The following is a 26275-nucleotide window of genomic DNA, read 5'->3' as shown; positions in this document are numbered from 1 at the left end:
TTATCGCTCCTCTTGAATCGCTTTGAAAGCGGGGGTCATCACTTCTTCGACACCCTTATCTGTTCTGACAATAAAGAACACCGCCAGTTCATGTGCCTTGGCAAAGGCCAGACCCTCTTTTGGGCCCAGCACGGTCATGGCAGTAGCCAGACCATCCGCCATCATGGCGCTGGGATGCAGAACGGACACTGACGCCAGAGCATGCTCAACCGGGTAACCGGTGCGCGGATCAATGGTGTGTGAGTACAGTTTACCATCAGACTCGAAAAAATTCCGGTAATCACCGCTGGTGGCTACGGCCAGGTCTTTCAGCGCCACCACGGTCTCCACTTCGCGGACACCGGGAATTGGCCGCTCCACCGCCACGCGCCAGGGTTGGTTATACGGCTTGTGCCCCTGAGCCCGCAGCTCGCCCCCAACCTCCACCAGATAGTTGTTTACCCCGTGGGTTGAGAGCAGGCCCGCAATCTTGTCCACTGCAAACCCTTTGGCAATGGAAGACAAATCCACGTAGACGTTGCCTGGCTGTAGCAGTTGATTGCCGCTAAGCAGCAGGGCCTGCCACCCTACCCTGGCTCTCGCCGCATCGATTTCAAGCGCATCCGGAGGGGAAAAGCGATCCGGATCAGGGCCAAAGCCCCACACATTCACCAACGGGCCCACCGTTACGTCATACGCTCCACCGGTCATCTCGGACAACGAAAACGCCGCCGTGATCACCTTTACCGTATCGTCAGGCAAGTCCATGAGGGTGCCCGGTTCAGCCTGGTTAAAACGGCTCAACACCGAATCCTGCCGGTAGGTGCTCATCTCGGCATTGACCTGCTCCAGCGCGGCCTCGATATCTTCTTTCAGCGCTTCTACGCTTTCATCGGGACTCCCGGTGTATTTCACACTCCAGGTCGTGCCCATGGTGGGACCACTGAGTGCAGATACACGATTCTTGCTGTCATCACAGGCAGCCAGCAGCAGGGTCAGGGAAAGCACCAGCAGGGGAAAGATGCGGGTCATGGTTTGGTACCGGTGTCAGGTCTTGGGGAGCCGTTGAAAGTTCAAAGGCGCGGTGACGGTCTGGCAGCAATCCCAGACTCGAGTCCGCACTTGAGGCATGGGTGCGGCGACAGCGGTTCAGAATAAAGCTGAGCCCGGACGCGCTTTTTAACTTTCAACTTTGAACTTTCAACTCAAAAATAAAAACGCCGGCCCGAAGGCCGGCGTTCCTGATCAGCCGCCGAAATCATCCAGCAGGATGTTTTCCGGCTCAACGCCCAGGTCTTCAAGCATCTTGATGACCGACGCGTTCATCATCGGCGGACCGCACATGTAGAACTCGCAGTCTTCCGGTGCCGGGTGATCCTTCAGGTACTGCTCGTACAGTACGTTGTGGATGAACCCGGTCAGGCCTTCCCAGTTGTCTTCCGGTTGCGGGTCAGACAATGCCAGGTGCCAGTCGAAGTTGTCGTTCTCTTCTGCCAGCTGGTCATATTCTTCGTTGTAGAAGCACTCGCGAACACTACGGGCACCGTACCAGAAACTCATCTTGCGCTTGGAGTTCAGACGCTTGAGCTGGTCGAAGATATGGCTGCGCATGGGCGCCATGCCCGCACCACCACCGATAAAGACCATCTCGGCGTCGGTGTCCTTGGCGAAGAATTCACCGAAGGGCCCGAACACAGTGATCTTGTCACCCGGCTTCAGGTTGAACACGAAGGAGCTCATGATACCCGGCGAAATATCCTTGGACCCCGGAGGCGGGGTGGCAATCCGGATGTTGAACTTGAGAATGCCCTTCTCTTCCGGGTAGTTCGCCATGGAGTAAGCACGGATCACTTCTTCGTTGTTCTTGCAGTTCAGATCGAAGAAGTTGAAACGCTCCCAATCACCCCGGTATTCCTCTGCGATATCAAAATCAGAGAAATTGATATCGAACGGCGGCGCTTCCAGCTGTACATAACCACCAGCCCGGAAATCCACGTTCTCGCCTTCCGGCAGCTTCAGGGTCAGCTCCTTGATGAAAGTGGCCACGTTGTTATTGGAGATAACTTCGCATTCCCACTTTTTCACACCGAAGAATTCTTCCGGCACCTGAATCTTCATGTCTTGCTTCACGTTGACCTGGCAGCTCAGACGCCAGCCATCGCGAATTTCACCCTTGGTGAAGTGGCCTTCTTCGGTGGGCAAAATGTCACCCCCGCCGTCGATCACCTGACACTTGCACTGCGCACAGGTACCGCCGCCGCCACAGGCAGAAGACAGGAAGATTCCCTGGTTTGCCAGGGTGCCCAGCAGCTTGCCGCCAGCCGGAGCATCGATGCCTTTTTCTGCATCGCCATTGATATCGATATGTACATCACCGGTAGCCACCAAACGCGAGCGGGCAGCAAGAATCACCGCCACCAGCGCCAGCACGATGGCGGTGAACATGACGACACCGAGAATAATCTCAACACTCATGATTCAACCCCTCCCTTACAGCTGCACGCCGGAAAATGACATGAAGCCCAGTGACATCAGACCCACGGTAATAAAGGTAATACCCAGACCTTTCAGACCATCAGGCACATCACTGTACTTGAGCTTTTCACGGATCCCGGCCAGCAAGGTGATCGCCAGTGCCCACCCCGTACCGGCACCCAGACCGTAGACGACGGATTCACCGAAGTTGTAGTCACGCTCAACCATGAACAGGGACGCACCCATGATGGCGCAGTTCACAGTGATCAGCGGCAGGAAGATACCCAGCGCGTTGTAGAGACTGGGTACGTACTTGTCCAGCGCCATTTCCAGGATCTGTACCAGAGCAGCGATCACGCCGATGTAGCTCAACAGGCCGAGGAAACGCAGATCCAGGCTTGCCAGCTCAGGAATACCAGTCCAGGACAACGCACCTTCATTCAGCAGGTACGTCAGCAGCAGATTGTTAACCGGCACAGTAATGGTCAGTACCACCACTACCGCCACACCCAGACCAATTGCGGTCGAAATTTTCTTGGATACGGCGATAAACGTACACATACCCAGGAAGAAGGCCAGCGCCATGTTTTCAACAAAGACGGCGCGGACGAACAGGCTCAGATAATGTTCAAACATTCCTCGTCTCCGTTAAAACGCGTCGCTGACACGGGTGTTGGGCTTCATCTTGAAGTCGTCCTGCTCAACCTGGGCCGGCTTCCACGCGCGGATCGCCCAGATAAACAGACCGATCAGGAAGAAGGCACTCGGTGGCAACAGCATCATGCCATTGGTCAGGTACCAGCCACCCTCGGAAACCTTGGGCAGAATCTGGTGACCGAACAGGCTGCCGGCGCCCAGCAGTTCCCGGGTGAAACCCAGGCCCAGCAGGATCACGGAATAGCCAAGACCGTTGCCCACACCATCCAGGAAGGACGGAATCGGCGGGTTCTTCATGGCGAACGCTTCTGCACGCCCCATCACGATACAGTTGGTGATGATCAGCCCCACGAATACCGACAGCTGCTTGGAAATACTGTAGGCGTAGGCTTTCAGGAACTGGTCCACCACGATTACCAGCGAGGCAATAATGGTCATCTGCACGATGATCCGGATGCTGGAAGGAATCGAGTTACGGATCGAGCTCACAAAGAAGTTCGAAAATGCCGTTACCGCGGTCAGCGCAATACACATGGTGACCGTGGTGCTCAGGTTGCTGGTAACCGCCAGCGCGGAACAGATACCCAGGATCTGCAGCGCGATGGGGTTGTTGTCGAAAATCGGACCTAACAGGATGTCCTTGGTTTTCTCCGCCATTACGCGTCTCCTTCCGGCTGCTCGCTGGATTCAACGGCATCAGTGGACTCAGCCACATCACCGCCACCTTGCTGCATGCGCTTCAGGTATGGGCCAAAACCGTTTTGTCCGACCCAGAATTGAAGCAGGTTGCTCACACCCTTGCTGGTCAGGGTTGCGCCGGCCAGGCCGTCTACCTTGTACTCAGCATCCGGGGTGTTTGCTTCCACGGTACCCTTGATGACCTGGATTTCCACATCACCCTGGCCGTCATAGAGTTTCTTGCCTTCCCAGAGGGCTTTCCACTTGGGGTTGTCGACTTCACCACCCAGCCCCGGGGTCTCACCGTGCTCGTAGAACCCAAGCCCGGCAACCGTGTTGGCGTCCGGCTCCAGCGCCAGGAAACCATACAGGGTCGACCACAGACCGTAACCGTGAACCGGCAGGATGATACGGCTCAGTTCACCGTTATCGCCCCGGGCCAGATATACCTCAGCCACTTTGGCCTGACTCTTGATACCCGCGATATCTTCGTCACCGCTCAAGCGTACAGACTGCTTCGGATCCTTGGCCGCTTTACGCTGGTCATAGGATTCCGGCATGTCGACATAGTCACCGCTGTCGATATCAACAAACTTGCGCTCAATGGTGGCGAACTGCTCGTTCACATCCTGAGACGGGTCATACATGCCTGCGGCCTGCAGGATGTTCATCCGCTTGTCGATCAGTTTGTTTTCGTTCTGCACCGGGCGCAGGCTTACCGCAGCAGTGGCAACCACCACACCGCAAACCACACACACCAGGAAGGCAACCAGCAGAGTTTTGCTGACGCTTTCGTTTTTTCCAGCCATTACGCTTCTCCCCCGGTACGACGCAGACGACGGCGAATGTTTGCCTGAGTGACAAAGTAGTCAATCAGCGGCGCACACAGGTTACCGAACAGAATTGCCAGCATGATGCCTTCCGGGAAGGCCGGGTTGATTACCCGGATCAGGACGGTCATCACACCAATCAGGGCACCGAAGATGTATTTGCCCGTGTTGGTCATGGACGCAGACACCGGATCAGTGGCCATGAAGATCATGCCGAAGGCGAAACCACCCACGCTCAGATGCCAGTACCACGGCATGGAGAACATGGCGTTGGAGTCAGAACCGATGACATTGAACAGGGCAGACATACCCACCATGCCCAGGAACACACCCAACACAATGCGCCAGGAGGCAATCTTGGTCATCAGCAGGGCTGCACCACCAATCAGGATGGCCAGGGTAGACGTTTCACCGATACTGCCCTGGATGTTACCCAGGAAGGTGTTCATCCAGCTCAGGCTGGCGGTCGCCGCAGCGGCGCCTTCCGTGAGGGCGTTGCCCGTCAGGGAAGCCGCGTAGTCCAGGTGGCCAGAGGCAGCCAGGGACAAGGAGGTGGCACCAGAGAAGTTGTCCACCGCGGTCCAGACCGTATCCCCGGACATCTGCGCCGGGTAAGCGAAGTACAGGAAGGCACGGCCAACCAGCGCCGGGTTGAGGAAGTTTTTGCCGGTCCCACCGAACACTTCCTTACCAATCACGACACCGAAGGAAATCCCCAGGAATACCTGCCACAACGGAATGGACGGCGGCAGAATCAGGGTGAACAGGATACCGGTAACGAAGAAGCCTTCGTTAACCTCATGGCCGCGCTTCCACGCGAACAGGCCTTCCCAGATAAATCCGCCCAGGTACACGGTAATCAGGATAGGCACATAGTAAACCGCACCATGCAGCACATTGGCCCAGATGCTGGCAGGGTCAAAACCCGTCAGGGCAGCCACCAGGTCACTGCGCCAGCCCCCCAGCGGATCGGCACCGAATTCGGCAATCTGCAGGTTGGCTTGATAGCCGGTATTCCACAGCCCGAACAGAATCGCCGGGAAGGTGCAGAACCACACCGTCATCATGATGCGTTTGAGGTCGAGACCATCACGCACGTGAGCTGCAGTCCGGGTTACGGAATCCGGGCTGTACAGCATGGTGTCGAACATTTCGTAGAAGGTGTAAAACTTCTCGTACTTGCCGCCCTCATGGAAATGCGGAGCGACTTTCTTGTCCAGATAGTTTCTCAGGCCCATGCTCAGCCCTCCGCTTCAATAGTGGTGAGGTTGTCGCGCAGGATCGGACCGTACTCGTATTTACCCGGGCACACGAAGGTGCACAGGGCCAGGTCTTCTTCCAGCAGCTCCAGAGCACCCAGTGCGACCGCGCTGTCGGCATCACCGACAATCAGGGCACGCAACAACTGGGTCGGCAGAACATCCAGCGGCATCACTTCTTCATACGCTCCCACTGGCACCATGGCACGCTCGGAACCGTTGGTGGTGGTGGTAAAGTTGAAGCGCTTGCCCGGCATCAGCTTGGACAGGTAGATATTCATCACCGAGAAACGGTTGGTGCCGGGGGAGATATAACCCAGCAGCTCACGTTCGTGGCCTTCTTTCAGCGCCGTCAGCTGATTGGTGGAGCGACTCAGCCAGGCCAGCGGGCCACGAGCGTTGTGTCCACTGAACACAGAGCCGGAAATCAGGCGATTATCACCGTCTTTCAGTTCACCCTGGGTGAAATCTTCCACATTGGCACCCACTCGGGTACGCAGCAGACGCGGCGTCTTGGCCTGCGGGCCGGCCAGAGCAACCACGCGATCGCTATAGATCTTGCCTTCGGTGAACAGCTTGCCGATGGCGATCACGTCCTGGTAGGCGAGAGACCAGACGGTCTTGTTCATGCCGACCGGATCCAGGAAATGGATCTGGGTACCCACATTGCCAGCCGGGTGCTTACCGGCGAAGGTCTCTTCGCGCACCTGGCCGCCAGCGAAACTGGGCAGATCAGTTTTGGGACCGCGGCAAACCCACACCGGGCCATCGGTGAGACGGCTCAGTACAGACAGGCCATCACGGAACGCCTGTTCGTTTTCCTTGATGACCACCGCCGGCTCTTGCGCCAGAGGATTGGTATCGAGAACGGAAACGAAAATGGAGTTGGGGGTAGAATCCAGCGCTGGCACCTTGCCAAAGGGGCGAGTACGCAGCAAAGTCCATTCACCGGAGTCCACCAGCTGCTGCTGAACCGCGGCACGATCCAGACTGGAAAGCTGGTCGGCACTGTAGGCGGTAAAGGAAACGTCCTCTTCCTGTTCAGCCACTTCAATCACGACGGATTGCAGAATGCGTTTGTGACCGCGATTGATGGCGATCACCTTGCCAGCGGCAGGAGCGGTGTACTTCACACCGTCGGTCTTCTTGTCCGTGAAGAGGATCTGGCCTTTTTTGACCATATCGCCTTCGCGCACTTCCATGGTGGGTTTCATGCCCACGTAGTCACCGCCGAGCACGGCAACAGAACGAACCTGATGACCTTCCTCAATCGACTGGCGCGGTGCACCAGTGATGGGCAGATCCAGGCCCTTCCTGATTTTAATCATAGTTACTCGCCCACGTTGCGTGTTGCTGAAGTCGAGGCAAACCCTCCGAAAATGCCCTGAACTCAGGGAATTACCGGGGATTCACGCAAAATCCGGAATTTGCACTTGGGAGCCGGCCGGAGCCGGCGGCGCATATTATAAAGAGGCGCCACTCCATTCGCCAGAGGCTTGAAGGCCGACTTTTGTCGCATCGCACCAATCCAGTGCAGTGCTGACGCACCACTTCAGCCAGCGCCTCCACTCGAAAAAAAGCCCGCACTGAGCGGGCCCTCTTTCAAACCGACATGCTCAGTCTTTCGGATACGCCGGGAATTCCACCCCGGAGATTTGCTGCAGGATGCGCAGCACCTGACAGCTGTAACCGAATTCATTGTCGTACCATACGTACAGCACGCAATGACGCCCGTTGACAATAGTAGCCTCTGCATCGATGACGGAAGCGTGACGAGAACCAACGAAATCGGTAGAGACCGCATCCGGGCTGCTCACAAAGTCCACCTGACGCTGCAGCGGAGAATGCAGGCTGACCCAGCGCAGGTATTCGTTCAGCTCTTCCAGGCTGGTTTCCTTCTCCAGGGTCAGATTCAGGATTGCCATGGAGACATTCGGAGTAGGAACACGAATGGAATTACCGGTCAGCTTGCCCTTCAAGGAAGGCAGCGCCTTGGCAGCAGCGGTCGCCGCACCGGTCTCGGTGAGCACCATGTTCAACGGCGCCGCGCGGCCACGACGGGGGCCCTTATGGAAGTTATCGAGCAGATTCTGGTCGTTGGTGTAGGAATGCACCGTCTCAACGTGGCCAAACTCGATACCGAACTTGTCTTCGATTGCCTTGAGCGGCGGCACGATGGCGTTGGTGGTACAGCTGGCCGCAGAGATGATCTTGTCGCTGTCTTCGATGATGTTGTTGTTCACGCCGTGAACAATGTTTTTCATATCACCTTTACCTGGCGCCGTCAGCATCACACGGGACACGCCCGGACGGTTCAGGTGCTGGGACAGACCTTCCACATCACGCCACTTACCCGTGTTGTCGATCACCACAGCATTGTTGATGCCGTACTGGGTGTAATCGATGGTGTTGGGATCGTTGGAGTAGATCACCTTGATGAAGTTGCCGTTGGCGATGATGGCATTTTCTTCTTCATCGACGGCGATGGTACCGGCGAAGGGGCCATGCACGGAATCACGACGCAGCAGGCTGGCACGCTTTTGCAAGTCACCCTTGCCAGATTCACGCACCACAATGGCTTTCAGGCGCAGACCGTTACCGGAGCCCACCTTTTCGATCAGCAGACGGGCCAGAATACGGCCGATACGGCCAAAACCGTAGAGCACCACATCGGTGGGCTCAGGCATGCCGCCCTTGTTGCTGGTCGCATCGGCCAGCTCTGCGCGCACATACTCTTCAATAGACAGGCCGCGATTATCTTTTTTGTACTCTACCGCCAACTTGCCGATATCAATGCGGCAGGGGCCCAGATCGAGCTTGGCAACTTCCTGAAGCACCGGAAAAGTGTCGACAACAGACAGCTCGGAATCTTCAATCTGCTTGACGAAACGGTGTGCCTTCAGGATCTGGATAACAGACTTGTTGACCAGGGAACGGCTGTAAACGGTGGTGGTGACGTTCTTTTCGCGCTGCAGGCGGCCAATCATGGGAATCATGGCTTCTGCGATTTCCTCGCGATTCTTCCAGCGTCCGAAGTGGTCTTCCAGTTTGCTCACGGAGATGCCCCTCTCAGTTTGGGTTCAGGTGACGGAAACCGTGGAATGGCTCTAGATGCCCGGTTTCAGCGGTCAGCCAGCGGTGGAGTTTGGGGCGCGAATGATACTGCCAAATGCGGGGTTTATCCACCCGGGTACAGCAAAGCGGCTGACTGTATAAGCGCGGCCGCTGTGACGGCATGGCAAACCCGGGCTCAAAGGCCGGGGACAGCATGAACATTACATCAGAGCCTGGGCCACTTTGGCCTGCAATGCGGGCACCACTTCGTCTTCGAACCAGGGGCGCTGGCGCAACCACAGACGATTACGGGGGCTGGGGTGTGGTAGTGGGAAGTAACCCTGCGCTAGCGCCCGGCGGTATTCCCGTACGTTATCCGTCAGCGACTTGCCGCGCTCCGGCAGGTAATAACGCTGGGCGTACTGCCCCACCAACAGGGTGAGCCTGATCTCGGGTAATTCCGCCACCAAAAGTTCGTGCCACTGCGGCGCACATTCTGGACGCGGCGGCAGATCGCCCCCCTTTCCCCGACCGGGATAACAAAACCCCATAGGGATGATCGCGATGCGACGCTCGTCATAAAAGGCGGCTTTATCCAGTTGCAACCAATCCCGCAACCGGTCCCCGGAGGGATCATTCCAGGGAATCCCGCTCTCGTGTACCCGGGTACCGGGCGCCTGGCCAACAATCAATAACCGGGCGCTCTCTCCTGCCTGCACCACCGGCCGCGGGCCCAGCGGCAAGTGCGGCTCGCACAGGCGGCAAGCGCGCACCTCTTCCAGTAATGGCAGCAGCCGGTTCATTCCGCCGGACTGTCAGACCGGTGCAATCGAATCAACCCTTCCTGAGCCACCGACGCCACCAGGGTGCCATCCTGACGGTAGATGGAACCAAAGTTCATCCCGCGGGAACCACCGGCGAAGGGGCTGTCACTGCGATACAGCAGCCACTCATCGATTTTGAAGTCATTGTGGAACCACATGGCGTGGTCAATGCTTGCGCACTGCACATTGGGCTGCCAGAAATTCATGCCATGGGGCAGCATCGCTGTGCCCATCAGACCAAAATCCGAGCAATAGGCCAACAACGCCCGGTGCGTCATGGGATTGGCGTCCACCTTGTCCACGACACGGAACCAGACCTCCCTGATCGGCGCTTTGGGGTCGGGGGAAATGGGGTCTGTCGGCGTGACCGGGCGAAATTCTACTGGTCGCTCGGTAAGAAAGTCCTTTCGATACTGCTCCGGGAGGCGCTCCACCAACTTGATCCGAATCGCCTCGTCACTCTCCAGCCCGTCCGGGCCTGGCACCTCAGGCATCTCAGCCTGATGGGATGCCCCCTCCTCCACTACTTGATACGAGGACGCCAGCGAAAAGATCGGTCGGCCATGCTGGATGGCATTCACCCGCCGGGTGGTGAAACTCTTGCCATCACGAATCCGGTCCACGTCGTAGACGATGGGCGCATTAAAATCCCCCGGCCGCAGGAAATAGGCATGCAGGGAATGCACCGGGCGGTCTTCCTGCACGGTTCGTGACGCCGCCAACAGAGCCTGCCCGGCCACCAGCCCGCCAAACACACTACGTTGGCCATTGGCCTGGCTCTGGCCACGAAAGAGGTTGTTCTCGAGTTGCTCCAGATCAAACAGATCCATCAGCTCCCGGACAGCATTGTTCATACCCAATCCTCAGCAAAATCACGTTGGCCGCATAGTACCCTACTATTCAAGAAAATGGGGTTCATCAGCGCGCCCGGACACTTAACCTGGCGACAGGCCAATCTGCCAGGGGGGGAGAGTCAGAATCTGCGCTGTACCAGCAGAGCCGTAAAGCAAGATCAATCAAGGACGCACTTGTCCATATGTGAACCAGCGCATAGTATCGGGGCAATTAAATACAAAAGGTCGCGTTGTCGACTTGGGGGAATACATGGTTTCACGACTACGCCAGGGGACGGCGGCCTTACTGCTGTCCATTCTTTTCGTTTACTCCACCGCTTATGCAGAAACACCCTCCAGTCTGATTATCCAGGGATATCTGATCGACCAGAATACCCAACGTCCGCTGCATGCCACCGTGGACGTGGTTGCCACCCTCTATGATCTTTCCGGGCGGACAACGGACTACCAGGACGCAGGCGGGACAGCAACCGACCCCCAAGGTCTCGGCGCCGTTCTCTGGACAGAAACTTTTACCGTTGCCATTGATCAGGGACGCTACAGCGTGACACTGGGCAGCGACAGCAACCCGCTCCCCGCTGATCTCCTTGACAGCAATGAGGTTGAACTGGGGCTTGCCATCGACGGTGATAACGAAATGACCCCACGGATGGCGGTTGCCGCCGCCAGCGTTCCGTTTGCCCTGCAAGCCCGCGAAGCTGAACAGGTCAACGGCGACATCACTCCACGCTCGGTTAGCATCGATGGCAGTCTGGTCATCAATGAATTTGGTGAATGGGTCGGCTCAGACAGTGGCCTGATCGGCCCTGAAGGCCCGGCCGGTGAAGCGGGCCCGGCCGGCGAGAAAGGCGACCCTGGCGCCGATGGTCCCCAGGGGCCAGTTGGTCCTCAAGGCCTGGCCGGTGCTGATGGTGCCACAGGCCCACGCGGCGAGGCAGGGCCACAAGGTCCTGCTGGACCTCAGGGGCCAGCTGGACCGGCAGGCCCCGCCGGCATGATGGGACCACCCGGCCCCCAAGGGCCGCAGGGACCTCAAGGTACGCAGGGTATTGCCGGCGCGGACGGCCCTGCTGGTGCCGCTGGCCCTCAAGGTCCTCAAGGGCCCGCTGGCCCAGCAGGAGCAACCGGGGCACAAGGCCCCACCGGCATGACCGGCCCTGCGGGCACCTTTAGCACCAGCAATGTGTCACAAACGACCTGTAGTGCTGCCACCAGCTGCCAGTGCCCCTCTGGTGTGGTACTTGCTGGCGGCGTCCAATGCAGCGCCAACAGTTATGTGATCAGCAGTTACCCAAGCGCTGCCAACACCTGGTCGGGGAGTTGCGAAGTCTGGCAGACCGGAGCGGCCAGCACCCCCGCAACGCTGACCGTGACCTGCGCGGTGACCAACTGATGGCGATGACCCGACGGCAATTCATCGCGGCGGGAAGCGCAGCAGGCATGCTGCTTAGTACCCCACTGGTCGCGGGCACCACTGCCACCCGGGTTGAATTGGTGGCAGGTGAGCGCGCCATTGCCCTGGAAGGCCAGCAGCAACTGCGTATCAGCCAGTACGGGCGCCAGGCATACTGGCACCAAGGTCAGGGTGATGCTGTTTCGATCACAGCCGGATCACCACCGCAAACACGCATCGTCGCCGCTGCCAAAGACGGCACCCAGCTTGTTGTGCTCGACCGAGGACATCGCCAACTCCGCTGGTTTCAGGCCAACGGGGTACTCGCGCGCGAGCTCAATCTGCCCGATTTGCTGGAACCTGCCGACTTCATCCTCTATGCGGGACAGGCAGTCATTGCAGATGTGCACGGCCACCGGTTACTCGCCCTGGATACCCATAGCGAGCGCAGGGCATGGCTGGAAAGTGACCGGCCATTGAATGGCCCGGCATCACTGGCCCGCACACAGGATCGACTGTCCCTGCTGACACTAGGCGATCAACGACTCCACCACTTTACTCTCGCCGGGGAGTCTCTCGGCAGTGAAGGCTCCATGCTTGCCATGCCGGGCAGCCTGACAGCCATCAACAATCACTTGCTGGTAATGGACCGCAGCCAGAACCAACTGTGCTGGGCGGACCATACCCAACCCATTCTGGCGCTACCGCAAACCGGCCCCCAACAGCTGGCGTATATGAGCTGGCAACCGGGCAGTAACCTGCTGATCAGCGTATGAGGCAACCATGAGCGAACCCTTTCTCGCCGAAATCCGGATTTTCGCCGGAAATTTTGCCCCCCGGGGCTGGGCATTCTGCAATGGGCAACTGCTGCCGATCAGTCAGAACACCGCACTTTTCTCTCTTATCAGCACCAATTACGGAGGCGATGGCAGAAGCACCACCGCTCTGCCAGACATGCGTGATCACGTCCCAGCTCACCCAGGCAGGGGCCCTGGACTCCCCCCCGCCAGACTCGGCGACACAGACGGCGACACAACCATTGATGTGGTCTCTGCCGTTACCCCGGCCCGCAATCTTGGACACACCGAGACCTCCCGCACCGTCAGCGGCAAAGTCGGAGAAACACGCCAACCGTTTCTTGGCCTGAATTTCATTATTGCCCTGGCCGGGCTATACCCCTCCAGGTCATAGGAGCCGATATCATGAGCGAACCTTTCCTTGCCGAAATCCGCATTGTGGGCTTCACATTTGCCCCGCGGGGCTGGGCCTTGTGCGACGGTCAGATACTTCCGATCAACCAGAATCAGTCACTTTATTCCCTGCTTGGCACGACCTATGGCGGCGATGGCCAAACCTCCTTTGCGCTTCCGGACCTGCGTGGCCGGATGCCCATGCACCCCGGAACCGAGGTGCAGCTCGGCCAGAAAGGCGGCGTACAGGATGCCCAAACCACCAGCACCGACAACACCCTGGACACCCTGTCGCTGGACCGCAATCTTGGCAGCACGCTGCAGCAGGAAAATGTTGCCACCCAAACGCCGGTCACCCCAAAAATCGGATTGAACTTTGCCATTGCATTACAGGGGCTGTTCCCCAGCCGTAACTAGGAGCGATTATGTCAGAACCATTTATTGGAGAAATCCGCATGTTCGCCGGCAACTTTGCTCCCCGGGGCTGGGCGTTCTGCGATGGCCAACTGCTGGCGGTGTCCCAGAATGATGCCTTGTTCTCACTGTTTGGTACCCTATACGGCGGTGACGGCCGAACCACCTTTGGGCTTCCTGATTGTCGCGGGAGAAGCCCGGCGCATGCCGGCACCGGACCCGGGCTTGCGCAGTTACGACTCGGCGCCAAAGTGGGTCAGTCCAGCAGTGGACAGGAAGCTGTCACCGCCGGGGTGAGCCTTGACCGGAACCTGGACCCCGGCACCAATAGTTGGAGCGCCCTTCCCGCCAATACTCACAATGCAACGCCGAGATTGTTTGTGAATTTCATCGTCGCCATGTTTGGCATCTACCCCAGCCGCTCCTGATGCCGGAATATCTGCTGCGCCCCGTCACCGACACAGACACCCCCGTGCTGCTGGAGATCTACACCAGCACACGCCAGGAAGAAGTCGCGCAGACCGGCTGGCCACAGGCGCAGCAGAAGGCCTTTCTGACAATGCAGGCCCAGGCACAACATGAGCACTACCTGCGACATTACCCCGAGGCAGAGCGACATCTGATCGAGGTCAATGGGCACACCGCCGGGCGATTGTATGTATCGGATTGGGAGCGGGAAATTCGTATCGTGGATATCGCCTTGCTACCGGTCTTTAGGGGAACAGGCCTGGGCTCAGGGATTCTGGCAAGCCTGCAGGGACGGGCCAGACAAGCCGGCAAACCGCTTTCTATTCATGTCGAGAAAAACAATCCGGCACGACGCCTGTATCAACGGCTGGGATTCACAGAACAGTCTGACAACGGCGTCTATCTGCTCATGAATTGGCAACCTGACGGTTAAACACCGCCTCAAAATAGCAGGTGCCATCATTGCTTCCTAAGGGCCCGAGCGGCACCAGAAAGACTGTCAGCTCCCCGGCAGCGTCATGACGCATGGCAACGGTGCCCTGCTCCCGCTGTTGATTTCCTGCAAACAACAGCGAAAAGCACTCCCATCCCTCAGCCATTGAGGGCACCGACACCTCCGCCAGCGTCAGAGTGCTGCCATCTTCAAGCGTAAAAACCTGCCCTTCACAGTTTTTCCATTGTTCCAATGTCACCATCATGTGTCCCCCAAACAATGCCAGCAGTGTAGACGGCGCTGACGTCACCGTCACCCTTGGCTACAATACGCGGCCACCGATTGTGCAGGAACCGGGTCTGAATGAAGCTACTCCCCGACAGCAACCTCTTTCCCAGCGGGCGAGAGCACTATAAAGACTGGGCCGGACTCACTGCCGGCAGCATGGCCGCGGTGCTGGCCGAACTGGCGCGCAGCCAGGATCACCTGTTTGTGGTGCTGGCCCCCAACAGTAGTCGCGCCCAGCAGCTGACGGACTCCCTCAGCTTTTACCTGACCGGCAGCAACACGCCGGTGATGCTGTTCCCGGACTGGGAAACCCTGCCCTACGACCACTTCAGCCCCCACCAGGACATCGTCAGCGACCGGATCCGGGTGTTGCACCAGCTGCCTACCACCCACAAGGGCATCCTGGTGGTCCCGGTCAATACCCTGATGCAGCGTCTGGCGCCGCCGCTTCACATCACTGGCAACAGTTTCCTGCTCAAGGTCGGCGACGTATTTGATATGGAGGCCACCCGCGAACGGCTGGTGGCGTGTGGCTACCGTCAGCGCGACAACGTCTACGAGCACGGCGAATTTGCCGTGCGCGGAGCCATCATGGATATCTACCCCATGGGCGCCGAGCAGCCATTTCGCATCGAGCTGTTTGATGACGAAATTGAATCGCTGCGCCTGTTCGATGCCGAAAGCCAGCGCTCCACCGGCAAGGTCGAGGACATCACCCTGTTACCCGCAGCGGAATTCCCGCTCAGCGCCGAAGGCATTGCCCGTTTCCGCAGCAATTTCCGTGACACCTTCGATGTGGACACCCGCCACGTGCCCCTTTACCAGGATGTCACCGACGGGTTGGCCGCCCCGGGGCTGGAGTATTACTTGCCCTTGTTCTTCGAACACATGGCCACGCTGTTCGATTACCTGCCCGATGACGTAAAGCTGGTCGAAATGGCCGATTGCCAACCGGCCATTGAACATTTCTGGGACGACGTAGAACAACGCTATGAATCGCGCCGCCATGACATTCACCGCCCGATCATGGCCCCCTGGCAGCTGTATCTTCGCCAGGAAGAGCTGGGCGCAGCCCTCAAGCGTCACCCACGGGCCCGCCAGGCCAGTAGCGCAGCGCCTGCCGACAGCAATGCCATCGCCTTTGATGTGGCACCCATGCCGGCACTGACCGCCGACGTGCGCGCCAGCAACCCCCTGGCCCTGCTGCACACCTTCTCTGACGCCCATCCAGACACCCATATCCTGATCTGTGCGGAAACCGCCGGCCGCCGCGAAGCCCTGCTGGAGCTGATGCAGAAAATCCGCATCCAGCCAGTGATGAAAGATAACTGGCCAGACTTCATTGCCGAGCCCGCCCGCTGGAGCCTGACCCGCGGTGAGCTGGATGCCGGCTTTTATGCACCGGACCACCAGCTGCTGGTGGTCACCGAGAACGACCTCTACGGCGAGCGGGTACTGCAACGCCGACGCCGTAAATCCAGCAGCGATGACGGCGCCGCCGAGCAAGCCTTCCGCTCTCTGGGTGAACTCACAGTGGGCTCCCCGGTGGTACACCTTGAGCACGGGGTCGGTCGCTACCTGGGCCTGACCCACATGGAAGTGGACCGCCAGCAACACGAGTTCCTGTTGCTGGAATACCAGGGCGGCGACAAGCTGTATGTGCCGGTGTCATCCCTGCACCTGATCAGCCGGTACGGCGGTGGCGACACAGCACCGCTGAATAGACTCGGTACCGAACAGTGGAGCAAGGCGCGCCAGAAAGCCGCCGAGAAGATCCACGACGTGGCCGCCGAACTGCTCAACACCTACGCCCGCCGTGAAGCGCGCGAAGGCAAGCAGTTCGATGTGGACATGAACGACTACGATCGCTTCAGCGCCGGCTTCCCGTTCGAGGAAACGCCGGATCAGCAAGCCGCGATCGCCTCGGTGATCGCCGACATGCAGTCCAGCAACCCCATGGACAGGCTGGTGTGTGGCGACGTGGGCTTCGGCAAGACCGAAGTGGCCATGCGCGCCGCCTTTGTCGCGGTGGAAAACCAGACTCAGGTGGCGGTGCTGGTGCCCACCACCCTGCTCGCCCAGCAACACTACGAATCCTTTACTGACCGCTTTGCCGACTGGCCGGTGAATATCGAGGTGCTGTCCCGTTTCCGCAGTGCCAAGGAAAAAACCCAGGTACTGCAACGGCTGAAGGAAGGCAAAGTCGATATTCTGGTGGGCACCCACCAGTTGCTACAGGAAACCGTAGCGTTCGACAATCTCGGGCTGATCATTGTGGATGAAGAGCACCGCTTTGGGGTGCGCCACAAAGAGCGCCTCAAGCAGATGCGCGCCGAATGCGACATCCTCACCCTCACCGCCACCCCCATTCCGCGCACCCTGAACATGGCCATGAGCGGCATGCGGGATATTTCCATCATTGCCACGCCGCCACAAAAACGCCTGTCGGTGAAAACCTTTGTGCAACAGCACAATGACACCGCCATCAAGGAAGCCCTGCTCCGGGAGCTGTTACGCGGTGGGCAGGTGTACTACCTGCACAACGACATCGACACCATGGAGAAGACGGCGGAAGACATCCGCAAGCTGGTGCCGGATGCCCGCGTTGGCATTGCCCATGGGCAAATGCGCGAGCGCGAACTGGAAGCGGTGATGAGCGACTTCTACCACCGTCGCTTCAATGTGCTGGTGTGTACCACCATTGTGGAAACCGGCATCGACGTGCCCAGTGCCAACACCATCATTATCGACCGGGCCGACAAGCTGGGCCTGGCCCAGCTGCATCAGCTGCGTGGCCGGGTCGGCCGCAGCCACCACCAGGCCTATGCCTACCTGATCACCCCCAGCCCCAAGGTGATGACCAAGGACGCCCTCAAGCGTCTGGAGGCCATCGAACAGGCCACCGATCTGGGTGCCGGTTTCATGCTCGCCAGCCAGGATCTGGAGATCCGTGGCGCTGGTGAACTGCTCGGCGAAGAACAGCACGGCAATATCGAAACCATTGGCTTTAGCCTCTACATGGAAATGCTGGAGCAAGCAGTGGAAGCGCTCAAGCGCGGCGAGCAACCGGATGTGGAAAAACCGCTCAGCGGTGGACCGGAACTCAATCTGCGCATCCCGGCTCTGATTCCCGAAGATTACCTGCCCGATGTATTCAGTCGACTCACGCTCTACAAACGCATCGCCGGCTGCAAGACCCGCGACGGGCTGAAAGAACTTCAGGTGGAAATGATCGACCGTTTCGGCCTGTTGCCCGAGCCAGTGAAAAACCTGTTTGCGGTCACCGAACTGCGCCAGCAGGCTGACCGTCTTGGCATCATTCGCCTGGATGCTCACGCCGGCGGCGGCAAGGTGGAGTTTGGCGAGCGGACCCCGGTGGACCCGCTGACCATCGTTAAACTGGTGCAGTCCGGCCCGAACCGTTTCAAGCTGGAAGGGGCCAATATCCTCAGATTTGTTGAGGACAGCGACGATGCCCAGCAGCGTATCGAGGTGGTCCACGGATTGCTGCAGCGGCTGTCGGCTCAAAGTATCAAGAAGAGCTGAGCCGGCTGCTACAAGCCCCACCGCGGTCACAAATTTGCCACCACCCGGCCAGTGCATCGTGAATTGAAATGCCTGAGCCGTTATAGTCGGCACCGGAATCAATGCCTGTCTTCAGGCAAACAAGGAGTATTGGATGCGTCGCGCATTACTGTGGGTTGTGTTGTCCCTGTTCACTAGTCCGGCATTCGCCAAAGGCTGGTACACCATCGAAGTACTGGTGTTTGCCCAGAATCACCCGGTCAGCAGCGAGATATTCCCCTCCAAAAAGCAACCCGCCTACGCACCTCAACCGGTCACCCTGGGATCGCCAGAGTTGAATGAGCAGGCCGACAGCGATGCCGTCGGCCGCGGTGCGTGGCAATTCCTGGGTGAAGACAGCGCCGTGTTGCAGTTCATGATGGAACGCATGGAACAAAGCGGAAATTACCGTGAGCTCTACCATGCCACCTGGCGGCAGCCAGTCGGGAGCAAGCAGGAAACCCAACCCGTCTACCTGCGCGGCGGTAACACACTGTCCACAGAAGAGGGGGATATCCCCGAGCTGGAAGGCACCCTGCATTTCAGTGAGAGCCGCTATGTCCACGTGGACCCGCGCTTGTGGTTCAACACCGAAGTAGAAGGCGAACGAATCTATGTGGACATCAGTGAAAGTCGTCGGCTGAGCGGCTTTCAGGCGTATTACTTTGATCACCCCATGTTCGGGATGATAGTTCGGGTTACCCGTTAACGACACCGTCGTTCAGGCGTAATCTCGGAGCGATAAAATCCAGAAAAACCTGAATGCGGCTAGCGAGTGCCGTATTGCGGTAGTACACCGCATTCACCAGTTCCCTATCATTGGGGCCTTCTACCGACCCCGGCAATAGCGCAATCAACCTGCCCGTCGCCAGGTCACGCTCAATCATGAACGAGGACAACAGGGCAATGCCCTGACCTGCCAGGCACAATTGCCGCAAAATGGTACCACTCGTGCAGGACAGAGACGGCCGAATCGTGACCGGTTCAGTCAGTGGCCAGCGATTCAGATGAGGGGCACCCGCAAAACCAATCAAGCTATGCTGCTGCAACGCCTCGATACTCCCGGGGCATCCCTCCCGCTGCAGGTAGTCCGGTGATGCCACCAAATGCAGAGGACTGCGCCCCAGAAATCGCGCATGAAGGTTGGAATCCTGCAGCGCACCAATGCGAATCGCCACATCGGTGCGATGCTCCAGCAGATCGATAATGGTCTCATGGCTGGTCAGCTCCATCTCGATCCCGGGGTAGGCCAGCCTAAACTCGCTTACAAGGGGAACCAGCTGGTGTTCAATAAACGGGGTCACTGCATCCACTCGCAAACGACCGCGAGGCTCTCCCTGCATATTCGATAAGGCCTGCTCCGCTTCTTCGATGACAGCCAACCCCTGACGTGCCTTGTCGACGAAGCGCCTACCCTCTTCGGTCAACTCCAGTTTCCGGGTAGTGCGATTTAGCAAGGTACATTGCAGCTCCTGTTCAAGTCGGGAGACCGCACGAGAAACCCTGGCTACCTGCACGTCCAGCTGCCTGGAGGCCGCCGAGAAACCACCGCAATCCACCACAGCAAGGAACAACACCAGATCTTCAGTACGAGATTTTATTGTCATATTTGCAAAAATCATTTGAGACAATGGCTATTTATACCAAAAATAACAATCTCCATACTTCGCCGCAATTCACCCCTGCGCGGAGTTCCTGCCATGCCTGTCGCCCTGTTAGCGCTTACCCTCAGTGCCTTTGCCATCGGCACCACCGAATTCGTTATTGTTGGGCTGGTGCCCACTATTGCCCAGGACCTGGGGGTTAATCTCCCCTCGGCTGGCCTGCTCGTCAGCCTCTATGCACTGGGGGTCGCCACCGGCGCCCCCGTGTTGACCGCCCTGACTGGCCGCTGGAAACGCAAGACCGTACTGCTCACGATTATGGGATTGTTTGTTATCGGCAATCTGCTGGCATGGATGGCACCGGGCTATGAAGCCCTGGTGGCTGCACGTATTCTCACCGGTCTGGCCCATGGCGTGTTCTTTTCTATCGGCGCCACGATTGCCACCAGCCTGGTACCCAAAGACCGTGAGGCCAGCGCCATCGCCATCATGTTTACCGGGCTTACCGTCGCGTTGGTCACGGGTGTGCCACTGGGTACCTGGATAGGCCAGCATTTAGGCTGGCGTGCGACGTTTATGGTCGTGGCTGTGCTAGGCCTGCTTGCTCTGATTGGCAGCGCCTTGCTGGTTCCCAGGGAACTACGTGAAACGGCACCAGTAAGCCCGCGCCAACAGCTCCAGGTACTCACCCATCCCCGCTTGCTACTGGTCTATGCCATGACGGCTGTGGGCTATGGCGGCACATTTGTGGCTTTTACCTACCTGGCCCCGATTCTCGAGAACGTGACCGGCTTTGCTCCCGGCTCCGTGGCATTGATTCTGCTGGTCTATGGAGCCTCTGTGGCCGTGGGAAATCTCTGGGGCGGCAAAATGGCTGACCGGATGGGCCCGGTCCCTGCACTGTCATGGATCTTCACCGCCTTGGCCATGGTACTGCTTGTTCTTACCTTCACCATGTCCAGCCCAATTCAGTCAGTACTCACCATACTGCTGTGGGGAGCCTTTGCGTTTGGCAACGTACCCGGTCTACAGGTGTATGTGGTGCAACTGGCAGAGCGATTCACCCCGCACTCGGTGGATGTGGCCTCCGGCCTGAACATTGCTGCCTTCAATGTAGGGATTGCTTTTGGCTCAGTACTTGGAGGGGCCATTATTGAGCGACACTCCTTGCAAGACCTGCCGTGGATAGGTGCATTGATCGTGCTGCTTGCATTGCTACTGACGCGCTTCTCCGGCTACCTGGACCGGCGGCAACACAACACCCTGCCGAACGAGTCTGCAGCCAACCCTGACCCTAACTTGTGAAAACCCGCCCCACCATATTTTGAAAACAAGCAGTGGCCCCTACGCTGCAGCACAACCCCCAGGAGAAAAGTGTGCAACAAATTCCCCCTCTCGGTTTCGGAACTTTCCGTCTCGAACACAACGTCGCCTATCGGTCGGTAAAAATGGCGCTTGAAGCCGGATATCGGCATATCGACACCGCACAAATTTACGGCAATGAAAGAGAGGTAGGCCAGGCTATCAAGGATAGCGAACGTCCTCGCGACGAGATCTTCGTAACCACCAAGGTGTGGACCGACAATCTCACTCAGGAGCGTTTTATTCTCAGCGTGGAAGACAGTCTTGAGAAGCTGCAAATGGCGCAGGTGGACCTGCTGCTGATTCACTGGCCTACCGCCAACAACGCTAGCCTCCGCATCGCACTGGAGCAATTGATCAGGGCAAAAGAGAAAGGGTATTCCCGGCACATTGGGGTCTCCAATTTCACCATTGCCAACATGGAAACCGCTCTTCAGGTAATGCCGGCCAGCGAAATTTTCACCAATCAGGTGGAAGTACACCCCTACCTCACAAATCAGCGATTGCTTCACTGGTGCAAACGCAACGGAATACATGTCACCGGTTACATGCCTTTTGCGGTGGGCAAAGTGCTAAATGACGCCACCATTGGGGGTATTGCCCAAAAGCACGGGGTTAGCCCCGCCACCGTGGTCCTGGGTTGGGAGCTGCAACAGGGACTGGCTACCATCCCCTCATCCACCAGGCGTGAAAACATGGCGTCGAATCTGGATGCATCAAGATTGGTTCTGTCACAGGACGAAATGGCGGCTATCACTCATCTCAACAACAATGACAGACAGGCCGACCCTGACTTCGCTCCAGACTGGGACGCTTAGGAACCCTTTTACGGCAGGCGGCCAACCGTCTGCCGTGGCGATAACGCTGCAAACCGGAAACGGACGCTCAGTCGCTAGCGGGCTCCCACGGATTTCCAGGGGTTAACGACAAAAGCTCAGTCAGAAAATCTTTCCACAGGTCATAGACCATGAAATGGCCATGCTCCGGAAAGCTGCGAAAGCGAACATTGGGCAAATCGTCCGCCAGCCTGCGGGCCCCATCAATGTGGATAATACCGTCGGTTTCACCATGCCATTGCAATACCGGCAGGGTGACCTGCTGCAAATCGACGCCCAATGGCCGCAGATGATTGAGATACTCCTCCATCATGATCCGCGCGCCCTGAAAGTGCCCCCGTCGGGTACGCTTGATGGTCCGGGCCAGCAGATCCGGATTATCAAAGACCCGCTGATCGGCCTTCGACATGCCCCGCGCCAGCATTTTGTAGAACTTCTCCGGCGCCTTCTGTACACCGCGTACGCCAAGCCGTCCGACCAACATGAACAGGCGGGGGTCCCTGCGTGAAATCTGCAGACTCATGCGGTGAATCGGTTCAAGCTTGTCCAGGTCGAGGTACTCACCCGCGAGGGTCGTTCCCAGCAGCCCCAGACGGTCAAACAGGTCCGGGTAGTTTGCCGCCGCACACAGCGCATAGGGTCCGCCACCACAGTAGGCCGCCATGGGAGGACGCTGGATCTTCAGGTGCTCACAGAGGTAACGGATATCCGCCCCCAGATCAGTAAACTGGTACTGGGGTTGATAGGTTGAGATCCCATAGCCCGGCCTGACGATCAGAATCATGCGCAGCCCTTTTTCACGGTACCAGTCTTCAAACACCGTGTGATCGGGCATCGAGGCGCCCTGGTTTTCCAGGGTCAGGACGGGCCGCCCGTTGCGATCACCATATTCATACCAGCTCAGCACCCGGCCATCAGGCAAGGTGAGCGTATATTCCTCATCGTCATCATCGTGACGCGGCATGCGCGCCGCCTGCACCAGGGCATGGCCCATGGCATGGCTGACCAGCTGCACCTGACTGCTGGCATTGAGCTTGCCCATGATGGATTTCAACTGGGAGCGTGCCGTGCTGATCTTGATGTTCAGCAACTGGGCGCTTTGCTGCAGGTTGCCGATCTTGCACAGCAGGTGCAGCAGGCGGGATTCCGCCTCGGTAATATTGAAGACCGAGCGCAGCATCTCCGGCGATGGCGTCACCACACTATGTCCCGCCAGCACCCAGACGATGGTTCGCACCCGGGAGATACTGCCGGGGGCATCGGATTTCTGTACCGGCAGGCACAGCAGCGAAACGCCCTCTTCCGGGGACGTCAGTAACTGGGTCCCTCGCCCTTCTGCCAACCGGTTAACTCGCTCCAGAGCCTGCTTCAATTCCCGGTCAGAAAAATGTAACCGATGACCCACCAGCCGGGCCGGCCCTGCCGCCAGCACCTGTAGGGCTACCGGGTTGTACTCAAGTACCTCAAGGCCTTCGCCCAGCATCAGCATCGGCCAGGGCATCTGGTTGTACATGGCATTGAGCACGTTGCTGCGATCTTCCAGCGCGTGCATGTAGGAACTGGAACGCACCGCTCGCTCCAGATGGGCGACCAGAGACTCCACCTGACCACATTCGGACGCTGGCGCCATACCACCGGCAGGTAACGCGTCACCCAGCTGTGCGTCGGTCCAACCTGCAATGGTGTCCAGCAATTCCACCCAGTCACCCGGAGACAGGGCGGTCTCGTAGATCTTGCCAATCAAGGCATCGTTATCATTGTTCACGCAGGGCACCCCATACAATCATCGGGGAAACAGGATAAGGGAAGGCTATGCAATAACAATCACCAAGGCGTGGCAAGAACATGCCGTGCGAAGCACCGTCAGCACTACGTCATTGAACCCACTCAGTCGGTTTGAGGACAAACCGGCCACGGGAGTCATACAGGGCCAAGGGGTGAACCCGTTGTGCAGTAGCCAACTGCCGGATTTCGTCCTGCGTTGCGAAACGATGCGCCCAGGCAGGATGATCCGTACGGTATTCCACTACTTCCGGATGATTTACCCCACCAAAAGCCAGTAACTCGTCGGAGGAATCAAACAATGCCACATAGCCAAGGAAGCGGGGTTCGGTGGTATTTCCCTGACCGCGGGGGGTAACCGGATCAAGCCGTGAGGGTGATTTAGCCATATCGCCAGTTTCCGTGACAAAGAATGAATCGGATCAACAAAATTTGAATCTGAGTCAGACCACTGTAACAGGCTTTATGTCACGTCATATTACCGCGGCGTGAAATCCGCAACCCCTCGGCGACGCGGATCAGGCCCAGTCGGAACTAACGCCCCCACCAGGCCAACCGCATTACAACTCGACGTTGTGATAGACGTTCTGCACGTCATCCAGGTCATTGAGCATGGCCAGAAACTTGTCGAACAGCTCACGCTCCTCGCCATCCACGGTGGTGTAAGCGTGGGGGATGAACTGAATCTCTTCAACATCGAAATCGATGCCTTCAAACGCCTCAGTCAGCGCCTGACGGGCCTTGGCGAATTCCGTGTTGGGCGTGAAAACCGTCAGCACACCGTTCTCATTTTCGATGTCAGTAACGTCGACATCGGCTTCCATCAGCGCTTCCAGTACGGTGTCTTCGTCATCGTGAACGAAGCTGAAAATTGCCGCGTGGTCGAACATGTGAGCCACGGTACCCTGAGTACCGATCTTGCACTTGGTCTTGGTGAAGGCGACCCGCACATCACCGAAGGTGCGGTTAGGATTATCGGTCAGGCACTCGATGATGGCCATGGAGCCCCCCGGCCCATATCCCTCGTAGCGGGCCGGAGCAAAGTCCTCTCCGCCCCCGCCCTTGGCCTTGTCCAGGGCCTTGTCAATGACATGCCCGGGGACCTGATCTTTTTTGGCACGGTCAATAAGGCTACGCAATGCCAGATTAGAGTCCGGTTCCACCCCGCCATTCTTGGCACAGACATAAATCTCGCGGCCATAACGGCTATAGACTTTTGCTTTCATGTCCGAGGTCTTTGCCATGGACTCTTTTCGGTTCTGGTAGGCACGCCCCATAGAATGCTTGCTCCGATAGTGATAATTGGTGAGGGATTTTAGGGGAAAACCGGTCATTTACCTACCGGTGGCAGGCACGGCTGACTCGGTTCGATCCCAACGACCTGCGAGGACACTCAACAGGTCATCGCAGGCGTTCATGACCGAACGCACACGATTAGGCAAGACTCGCCCCTCACGCCAGACCAGATAAAGGGGTTCCGTCACCGGCTCGGGCAAGGAATGAATACCCAGCGTCGACTTTCCAGAAAACGCTGCTACCGCATGGGCAGGCAATACAGTGAAGCCCAAACCACGACTTACGGGTTCCAGAATCATCCCGATCTGATTACAAAATCCTCGCTGTGGAAACTGGTGAATATGACGAAACGCAGGAAAATTTGCTGATAACAACAGCCTGGCGTGGTGCTCACCATCCGGATGCCCAATAAACCCCAATGCCTGGAGTTGATCCCAATCCGGTGAGCCAGTATTACCAGGTGTCACCAGTAACAAAGGTTCCGAAGCGACAGCACGGGCCGCTATTCCAGACAAGCTCGGCTGCCGCGACAGGTACCCCAAATCGACCCGACTCTCTGCAATGGCACTCTCAACATCGCCATTGGGGGCAAACCGGTAATCAATGGCCAATCGGGGATGTTGTTGCTGAAGGTCGAGGAGCCGGGGGTAGAGAGCCAGCCCGATGCTGCCCGGCGACATCACCCTTACCAATCCTTGCCAGGGCGGATCCGCCGTCACCGTATCGTTGAGGGCCGTTAAGGAAGCCAAAACTGCCCGCCCTTCATGATAAAGCCGTTCACCAGCCTCAGTGGGAATGAACCCGCGCCCTTGCCGTGATAGCAGAGTCACCGATAACTGCTCTTCCAGTTTTTGGACATGCTGACTGACCCCTGACTGGGTCATGTGAAGCTGCTCTGCTGTACGGGTGAAGTGTCCTACTTCAATCAGGGTGCAATAAGTCCTCAGCCAGAGGGGATTAACCATCACTCACCATTATCGAAATAATAATAATCAATAATTATACGTGATCATAAGGGCAACGTAACCTTATTCG

At 57.9% G+C, this 26275-nt stretch carries 26 protein-coding genes; 10 read left to right on the top strand and 16 right to left on the bottom strand.

Features of this window, described 5'->3' with window-relative positions:
- The 10 genes from D4A39_RS02430 to D4A39_RS02380 form a co-directional block, all read right to left on the bottom strand.
- Positions 1 to 1011 (bottom strand): FAD:protein FMN transferase, encoded by a 1011-nt coding sequence (locus D4A39_RS02430; RefSeq protein ID WP_022986366.1) that lies wholly within the window; start codon positions 1009 to 1011, stop codon positions 1 to 3.
- A 213-nt stretch (positions 1012 to 1224) separates the two neighbouring features.
- Entirely contained in the window at positions 1225 to 2454 is a 1230-nt protein-coding gene (gene nqrF, locus D4A39_RS02425; RefSeq protein WP_022986365.1) for an NADH:ubiquinone reductase (Na(+)-transporting) subunit F, read from the bottom strand.
- A gap of 15 nt (positions 2455 to 2469) precedes the next feature.
- Complete coding sequence (nqrE, locus tag D4A39_RS02420; RefSeq protein ID WP_022986364.1) at positions 2470 to 3090, bottom strand: NADH:ubiquinone reductase (Na(+)-transporting) subunit E; 621 nt, start codon at positions 3088 to 3090, stop codon at positions 2470 to 2472.
- Positions 3091 to 3102: 12 nt separating this feature from the next.
- Complete coding sequence (locus tag D4A39_RS02415) at positions 3103 to 3768, bottom strand: NADH:ubiquinone reductase (Na(+)-transporting) subunit D (protein WP_022986363.1); 666 nt, start codon at positions 3766 to 3768, stop codon at positions 3103 to 3105.
- Complete coding sequence (locus D4A39_RS02410) at positions 3768 to 4598, bottom strand: Na(+)-translocating NADH-quinone reductase subunit C (RefSeq protein ID WP_022986362.1); 831 nt, start codon at positions 4596 to 4598, stop codon at positions 3768 to 3770. Before D4A39_RS02410 ends, D4A39_RS02415 begins: the two co-directional genes overlap by 1 nt.
- On the bottom strand, positions 4598 to 5857 hold the full coding sequence (locus tag D4A39_RS02405) for an NADH:ubiquinone reductase (Na(+)-transporting) subunit B (RefSeq protein ID WP_022986361.1): 1260 nt from the start codon (positions 5855 to 5857) through the stop codon (positions 4598 to 4600). The genes D4A39_RS02410 and D4A39_RS02405 overlap by 1 nt, the downstream gene beginning before the upstream one ends.
- Positions 5858 to 5859: 2 nt before the next feature.
- Entirely contained in the window at positions 5860 to 7206 is a 1347-nt protein-coding gene (locus tag D4A39_RS02400; protein WP_022986360.1) for a Na(+)-translocating NADH-quinone reductase subunit A, read from the bottom strand.
- Between the two features lie 288 nt (positions 7207 to 7494).
- On the bottom strand, positions 7495 to 8934 hold the full coding sequence (locus tag D4A39_RS02395; protein WP_119917429.1) for a glyceraldehyde-3-phosphate dehydrogenase: 1440 nt from the start codon (positions 8932 to 8934) through the stop codon (positions 7495 to 7497).
- A gap of 219 nt (positions 8935 to 9153) precedes the next feature.
- Entirely contained in the window at positions 9154 to 9735 is a 582-nt protein-coding gene (locus D4A39_RS02385; RefSeq protein ID WP_022986357.1) for a uracil-DNA glycosylase family protein, read from the bottom strand.
- Positions 9732 to 10610, bottom strand: a complete 879-nt coding sequence (locus tag D4A39_RS02380) for an acyl-CoA thioesterase (protein ID WP_022986356.1) — start codon at positions 10608 to 10610, stop codon at positions 9732 to 9734. The genes D4A39_RS02385 and D4A39_RS02380 overlap by 4 nt, the downstream gene beginning before the upstream one ends.
- A gap of 250 nt (positions 10611 to 10860) precedes the next feature.
- On the opposite strand from D4A39_RS02380, the gene D4A39_RS02375 reads away from it, so the two are divergent.
- From D4A39_RS02375 to D4A39_RS02350, 6 genes are read left to right on the top strand one after another with little or no spacing between them, the layout of a single operon-like run.
- Positions 10861 to 12003, top strand: coding sequence for a DUF8740 domain-containing protein (locus tag D4A39_RS02375; protein WP_022986355.1), 1143 nt, complete (start codon positions 10861 to 10863; stop codon positions 12001 to 12003).
- Entirely contained in the window at positions 12003 to 12779 is a 777-nt protein-coding gene (locus D4A39_RS17740; protein ID WP_158586911.1) for a hypothetical protein, read from the top strand. Before D4A39_RS02375 ends, D4A39_RS17740 begins: the two co-directional genes overlap by 1 nt.
- 7 nt (positions 12780 to 12786) lie before the next feature.
- On the top strand, positions 12787 to 13194 hold the full coding sequence (locus D4A39_RS02365) for a phage tail protein (protein WP_022986353.1): 408 nt from the start codon (positions 12787 to 12789) through the stop codon (positions 13192 to 13194).
- Positions 13195 to 13205: 11 nt separating this feature from the next.
- On the top strand, positions 13206 to 13610 hold the full coding sequence (locus D4A39_RS02360) for a phage tail protein (protein ID WP_022986352.1): 405 nt from the start codon (positions 13206 to 13208) through the stop codon (positions 13608 to 13610).
- 8 nt (positions 13611 to 13618) lie between these two features.
- Positions 13619 to 14035 carry a phage tail protein gene (locus tag D4A39_RS02355; RefSeq protein WP_119917428.1) on the top strand — a complete coding sequence of 139 codons (417 nt, stop codon included), beginning with the start codon at positions 13619 to 13621 and terminating at the stop codon, positions 14033 to 14035.
- Entirely contained in the window at positions 14035 to 14508 is a 474-nt protein-coding gene (locus D4A39_RS02350) for a GNAT family N-acetyltransferase (protein WP_022986350.1), read from the top strand. Before D4A39_RS02355 ends, D4A39_RS02350 begins: the two co-directional genes overlap by 1 nt.
- On the opposite strand, the gene D4A39_RS02345 is transcribed toward D4A39_RS02350, so the two are convergent.
- Positions 14483 to 14773, bottom strand: coding sequence for a DUF6916 family protein (locus tag D4A39_RS02345; RefSeq protein ID WP_119917427.1), 291 nt, complete (start codon positions 14771 to 14773; stop codon positions 14483 to 14485). The genes D4A39_RS02350 and D4A39_RS02345 overlap by 26 nt on opposite strands.
- Positions 14774 to 14871: 98 nt before the next feature.
- Here D4A39_RS02345 and mfd point away from each other — a divergent pair, with 98 nt between their 5' ends.
- Positions 14872 to 18342: a transcription-repair coupling factor gene (gene mfd, locus D4A39_RS02340; protein WP_119917426.1), complete on the top strand. Its 3471-nt coding sequence runs from the start codon at positions 14872 to 14874 to the stop codon at positions 18340 to 18342.
- Between the two features lie 133 nt (positions 18343 to 18475).
- Complete coding sequence (locus tag D4A39_RS02335; protein ID WP_022986347.1) at positions 18476 to 19069, top strand: CsiV family protein; 594 nt, start codon at positions 18476 to 18478, stop codon at positions 19067 to 19069.
- Here D4A39_RS02335 and D4A39_RS02330 read toward each other — a convergent pair.
- A complete protein-coding gene (locus D4A39_RS02330; RefSeq protein ID WP_119917425.1) occupies positions 19059 to 19967 on the bottom strand; it encodes a LysR family transcriptional regulator in 909 nt (302 codons plus the stop codon). The two genes, D4A39_RS02335 and D4A39_RS02330, sit on opposite strands and share 11 nt — an antisense overlap.
- Before the next feature lie 93 nt (positions 19968 to 20060).
- Between D4A39_RS02330 and D4A39_RS02325 the strand changes: the two genes are divergently transcribed.
- Together D4A39_RS02325 and dkgB are read left to right on the top strand one after the other, a co-directional pair.
- Positions 20061 to 21269, top strand: coding sequence for an MFS transporter (locus D4A39_RS02325; protein ID WP_119917424.1), 1209 nt, complete (start codon positions 20061 to 20063; stop codon positions 21267 to 21269).
- Between the two features lie 71 nt (positions 21270 to 21340).
- Positions 21341 to 22144: a 2,5-didehydrogluconate reductase DkgB gene (dkgB, locus tag D4A39_RS02320; protein ID WP_119917423.1), complete on the top strand. Its 804-nt coding sequence runs from the start codon at positions 21341 to 21343 to the stop codon at positions 22142 to 22144.
- Between the two features lie 67 nt (positions 22145 to 22211).
- On the opposite strand, the gene D4A39_RS02315 is transcribed toward dkgB, so the two are convergent.
- The 4 genes from D4A39_RS02315 to D4A39_RS02300 form a co-directional block, all read right to left on the bottom strand.
- The gene (locus tag D4A39_RS02315; protein ID WP_119917422.1) at positions 22212 to 23927 is read right to left on the bottom strand and encodes a bifunctional helix-turn-helix transcriptional regulator/alpha/beta hydrolase; all 1716 of its coding nucleotides are present in this window, start codon (positions 23925 to 23927) and stop codon (positions 22212 to 22214) included.
- Positions 23928 to 24036: 109 nt separating this feature from the next.
- Positions 24037 to 24333, bottom strand: a complete 297-nt coding sequence (locus tag D4A39_RS02310; protein WP_119917421.1) for a hypothetical protein — start codon at positions 24331 to 24333, stop codon at positions 24037 to 24039.
- A 171-nt stretch (positions 24334 to 24504) separates the two neighbouring features.
- Positions 24505 to 25221, bottom strand: a complete 717-nt coding sequence (locus D4A39_RS02305; RefSeq protein WP_031226900.1) for a YebC/PmpR family DNA-binding transcriptional regulator — start codon at positions 25219 to 25221, stop codon at positions 24505 to 24507.
- A 57-nt stretch (positions 25222 to 25278) separates the two neighbouring features.
- The gene (locus D4A39_RS02300) at positions 25279 to 26205 is read right to left on the bottom strand and encodes a LysR family transcriptional regulator (protein ID WP_119917420.1); all 927 of its coding nucleotides are present in this window, start codon (positions 26203 to 26205) and stop codon (positions 25279 to 25281) included.
- Positions 26206 to 26275 lie beyond the last annotated feature (70 nt).

Origin of the sequence: Alcanivorax profundi, assembly GCF_003597125.1 — a bacterium.
In the GTDB taxonomy this organism is placed as follows: domain Bacteria; phylum Pseudomonadota; class Gammaproteobacteria; order Pseudomonadales; family Alcanivoracaceae; genus Alcanivorax; species Alcanivorax profundi.
Note: the sequence above shows the minus strand (reverse complement) of the source record. Positions and strands in the feature narration are given on the sequence as shown.

What these genes read in the sequence shown, in the direction of transcription:
- D4A39_RS02430 (WP_022986366.1), bottom strand. Translation starts at nt 1,011, where the DNA reads ATGACCCGCATCTTTCCCCTGCTGGTGCTTTCCCTGACCCTGCTGCTG.
- nqrF (WP_022986365.1), bottom strand. Translation starts at nt 2,454, where the DNA reads ATGAGTGTTGAGATTATTCTCGGTGTCGTCATGTTCACCGCCATCGTG.
- nqrE (WP_022986364.1), bottom strand. Translation starts at nt 3,090, where the DNA reads ATGTTTGAACATTATCTGAGCCTGTTCGTCCGCGCCGTCTTTGTTGAA.
- D4A39_RS02415 (WP_022986363.1), bottom strand. Translation starts at nt 3,768, where the DNA reads ATGGCGGAGAAAACCAAGGACATCCTGTTAGGTCCGATTTTCGACAAC.
- D4A39_RS02410 (WP_022986362.1), bottom strand. Translation starts at nt 4,598, where the DNA reads ATGGCTGGAAAAAACGAAAGCGTCAGCAAAACTCTGCTGGTTGCCTTC.
- D4A39_RS02405 (WP_022986361.1), bottom strand. Translation starts at nt 5,857, where the DNA reads ATGGGCCTGAGAAACTATCTGGACAAGAAAGTCGCTCCGCATTTCCAT.
- D4A39_RS02400 (WP_022986360.1), bottom strand. Translation starts at nt 7,206, where the DNA reads ATGATTAAAATCAGGAAGGGCCTGGATCTGCCCATCACTGGTGCACCG.
- D4A39_RS02385 (WP_022986357.1), bottom strand. Translation starts at nt 9,735, where the DNA reads ATGAACCGGCTGCTGCCATTACTGGAAGAGGTGCGCGCTTGCCGCCTG.
- D4A39_RS02380 (WP_022986356.1), bottom strand. Translation starts at nt 10,610, where the DNA reads ATGAACAATGCTGTCCGGGAGCTGATGGATCTGTTTGATCTGGAGCAA.
- D4A39_RS02375 (WP_022986355.1), top strand. Translation starts at nt 10,861, where the DNA reads ATGGTTTCACGACTACGCCAGGGGACGGCGGCCTTACTGCTGTCCATT.
- D4A39_RS17740 (WP_158586911.1), top strand. Translation starts at nt 12,003, where the DNA reads ATGGCGATGACCCGACGGCAATTCATCGCGGCGGGAAGCGCAGCAGGC.
- D4A39_RS02365 (WP_022986353.1), top strand. Translation starts at nt 12,787, where the DNA reads ATGAGCGAACCCTTTCTCGCCGAAATCCGGATTTTCGCCGGAAATTTT.
- D4A39_RS02360 (WP_022986352.1), top strand. Translation starts at nt 13,206, where the DNA reads ATGAGCGAACCTTTCCTTGCCGAAATCCGCATTGTGGGCTTCACATTT.
- D4A39_RS02355 (WP_119917428.1), top strand. Translation starts at nt 13,619, where the DNA reads ATGTCAGAACCATTTATTGGAGAAATCCGCATGTTCGCCGGCAACTTT.
- D4A39_RS02350 (WP_022986350.1), top strand. Translation starts at nt 14,035, where the DNA reads ATGCCGGAATATCTGCTGCGCCCCGTCACCGACACAGACACCCCCGTG.
- D4A39_RS02345 (WP_119917427.1), bottom strand. Translation starts at nt 14,773, where the DNA reads ATGATGGTGACATTGGAACAATGGAAAAACTGTGAAGGGCAGGTTTTT.
- mfd (WP_119917426.1), top strand. Translation starts at nt 14,872, where the DNA reads ATGAAGCTACTCCCCGACAGCAACCTCTTTCCCAGCGGGCGAGAGCAC.
- D4A39_RS02335 (WP_022986347.1), top strand. Translation starts at nt 18,476, where the DNA reads ATGCGTCGCGCATTACTGTGGGTTGTGTTGTCCCTGTTCACTAGTCCG.
- D4A39_RS02330 (WP_119917425.1), bottom strand. Translation starts at nt 19,967, where the DNA reads ATGACAATAAAATCTCGTACTGAAGATCTGGTGTTGTTCCTTGCTGTG.
- D4A39_RS02325 (WP_119917424.1), top strand. Translation starts at nt 20,061, where the DNA reads ATGCCTGTCGCCCTGTTAGCGCTTACCCTCAGTGCCTTTGCCATCGGC.
- D4A39_RS02310 (WP_119917421.1), bottom strand. Translation starts at nt 24,333, where the DNA reads ATGGCTAAATCACCCTCACGGCTTGATCCGGTTACCCCCCGCGGTCAG.
- D4A39_RS02305 (WP_031226900.1), bottom strand. Translation starts at nt 25,221, where the DNA reads ATGGGGCGTGCCTACCAGAACCGAAAAGAGTCCATGGCAAAGACCTCG.
- D4A39_RS02300 (WP_119917420.1), bottom strand. Translation starts at nt 26,205, where the DNA reads ATGGTTAATCCCCTCTGGCTGAGGACTTATTGCACCCTGATTGAAGTA.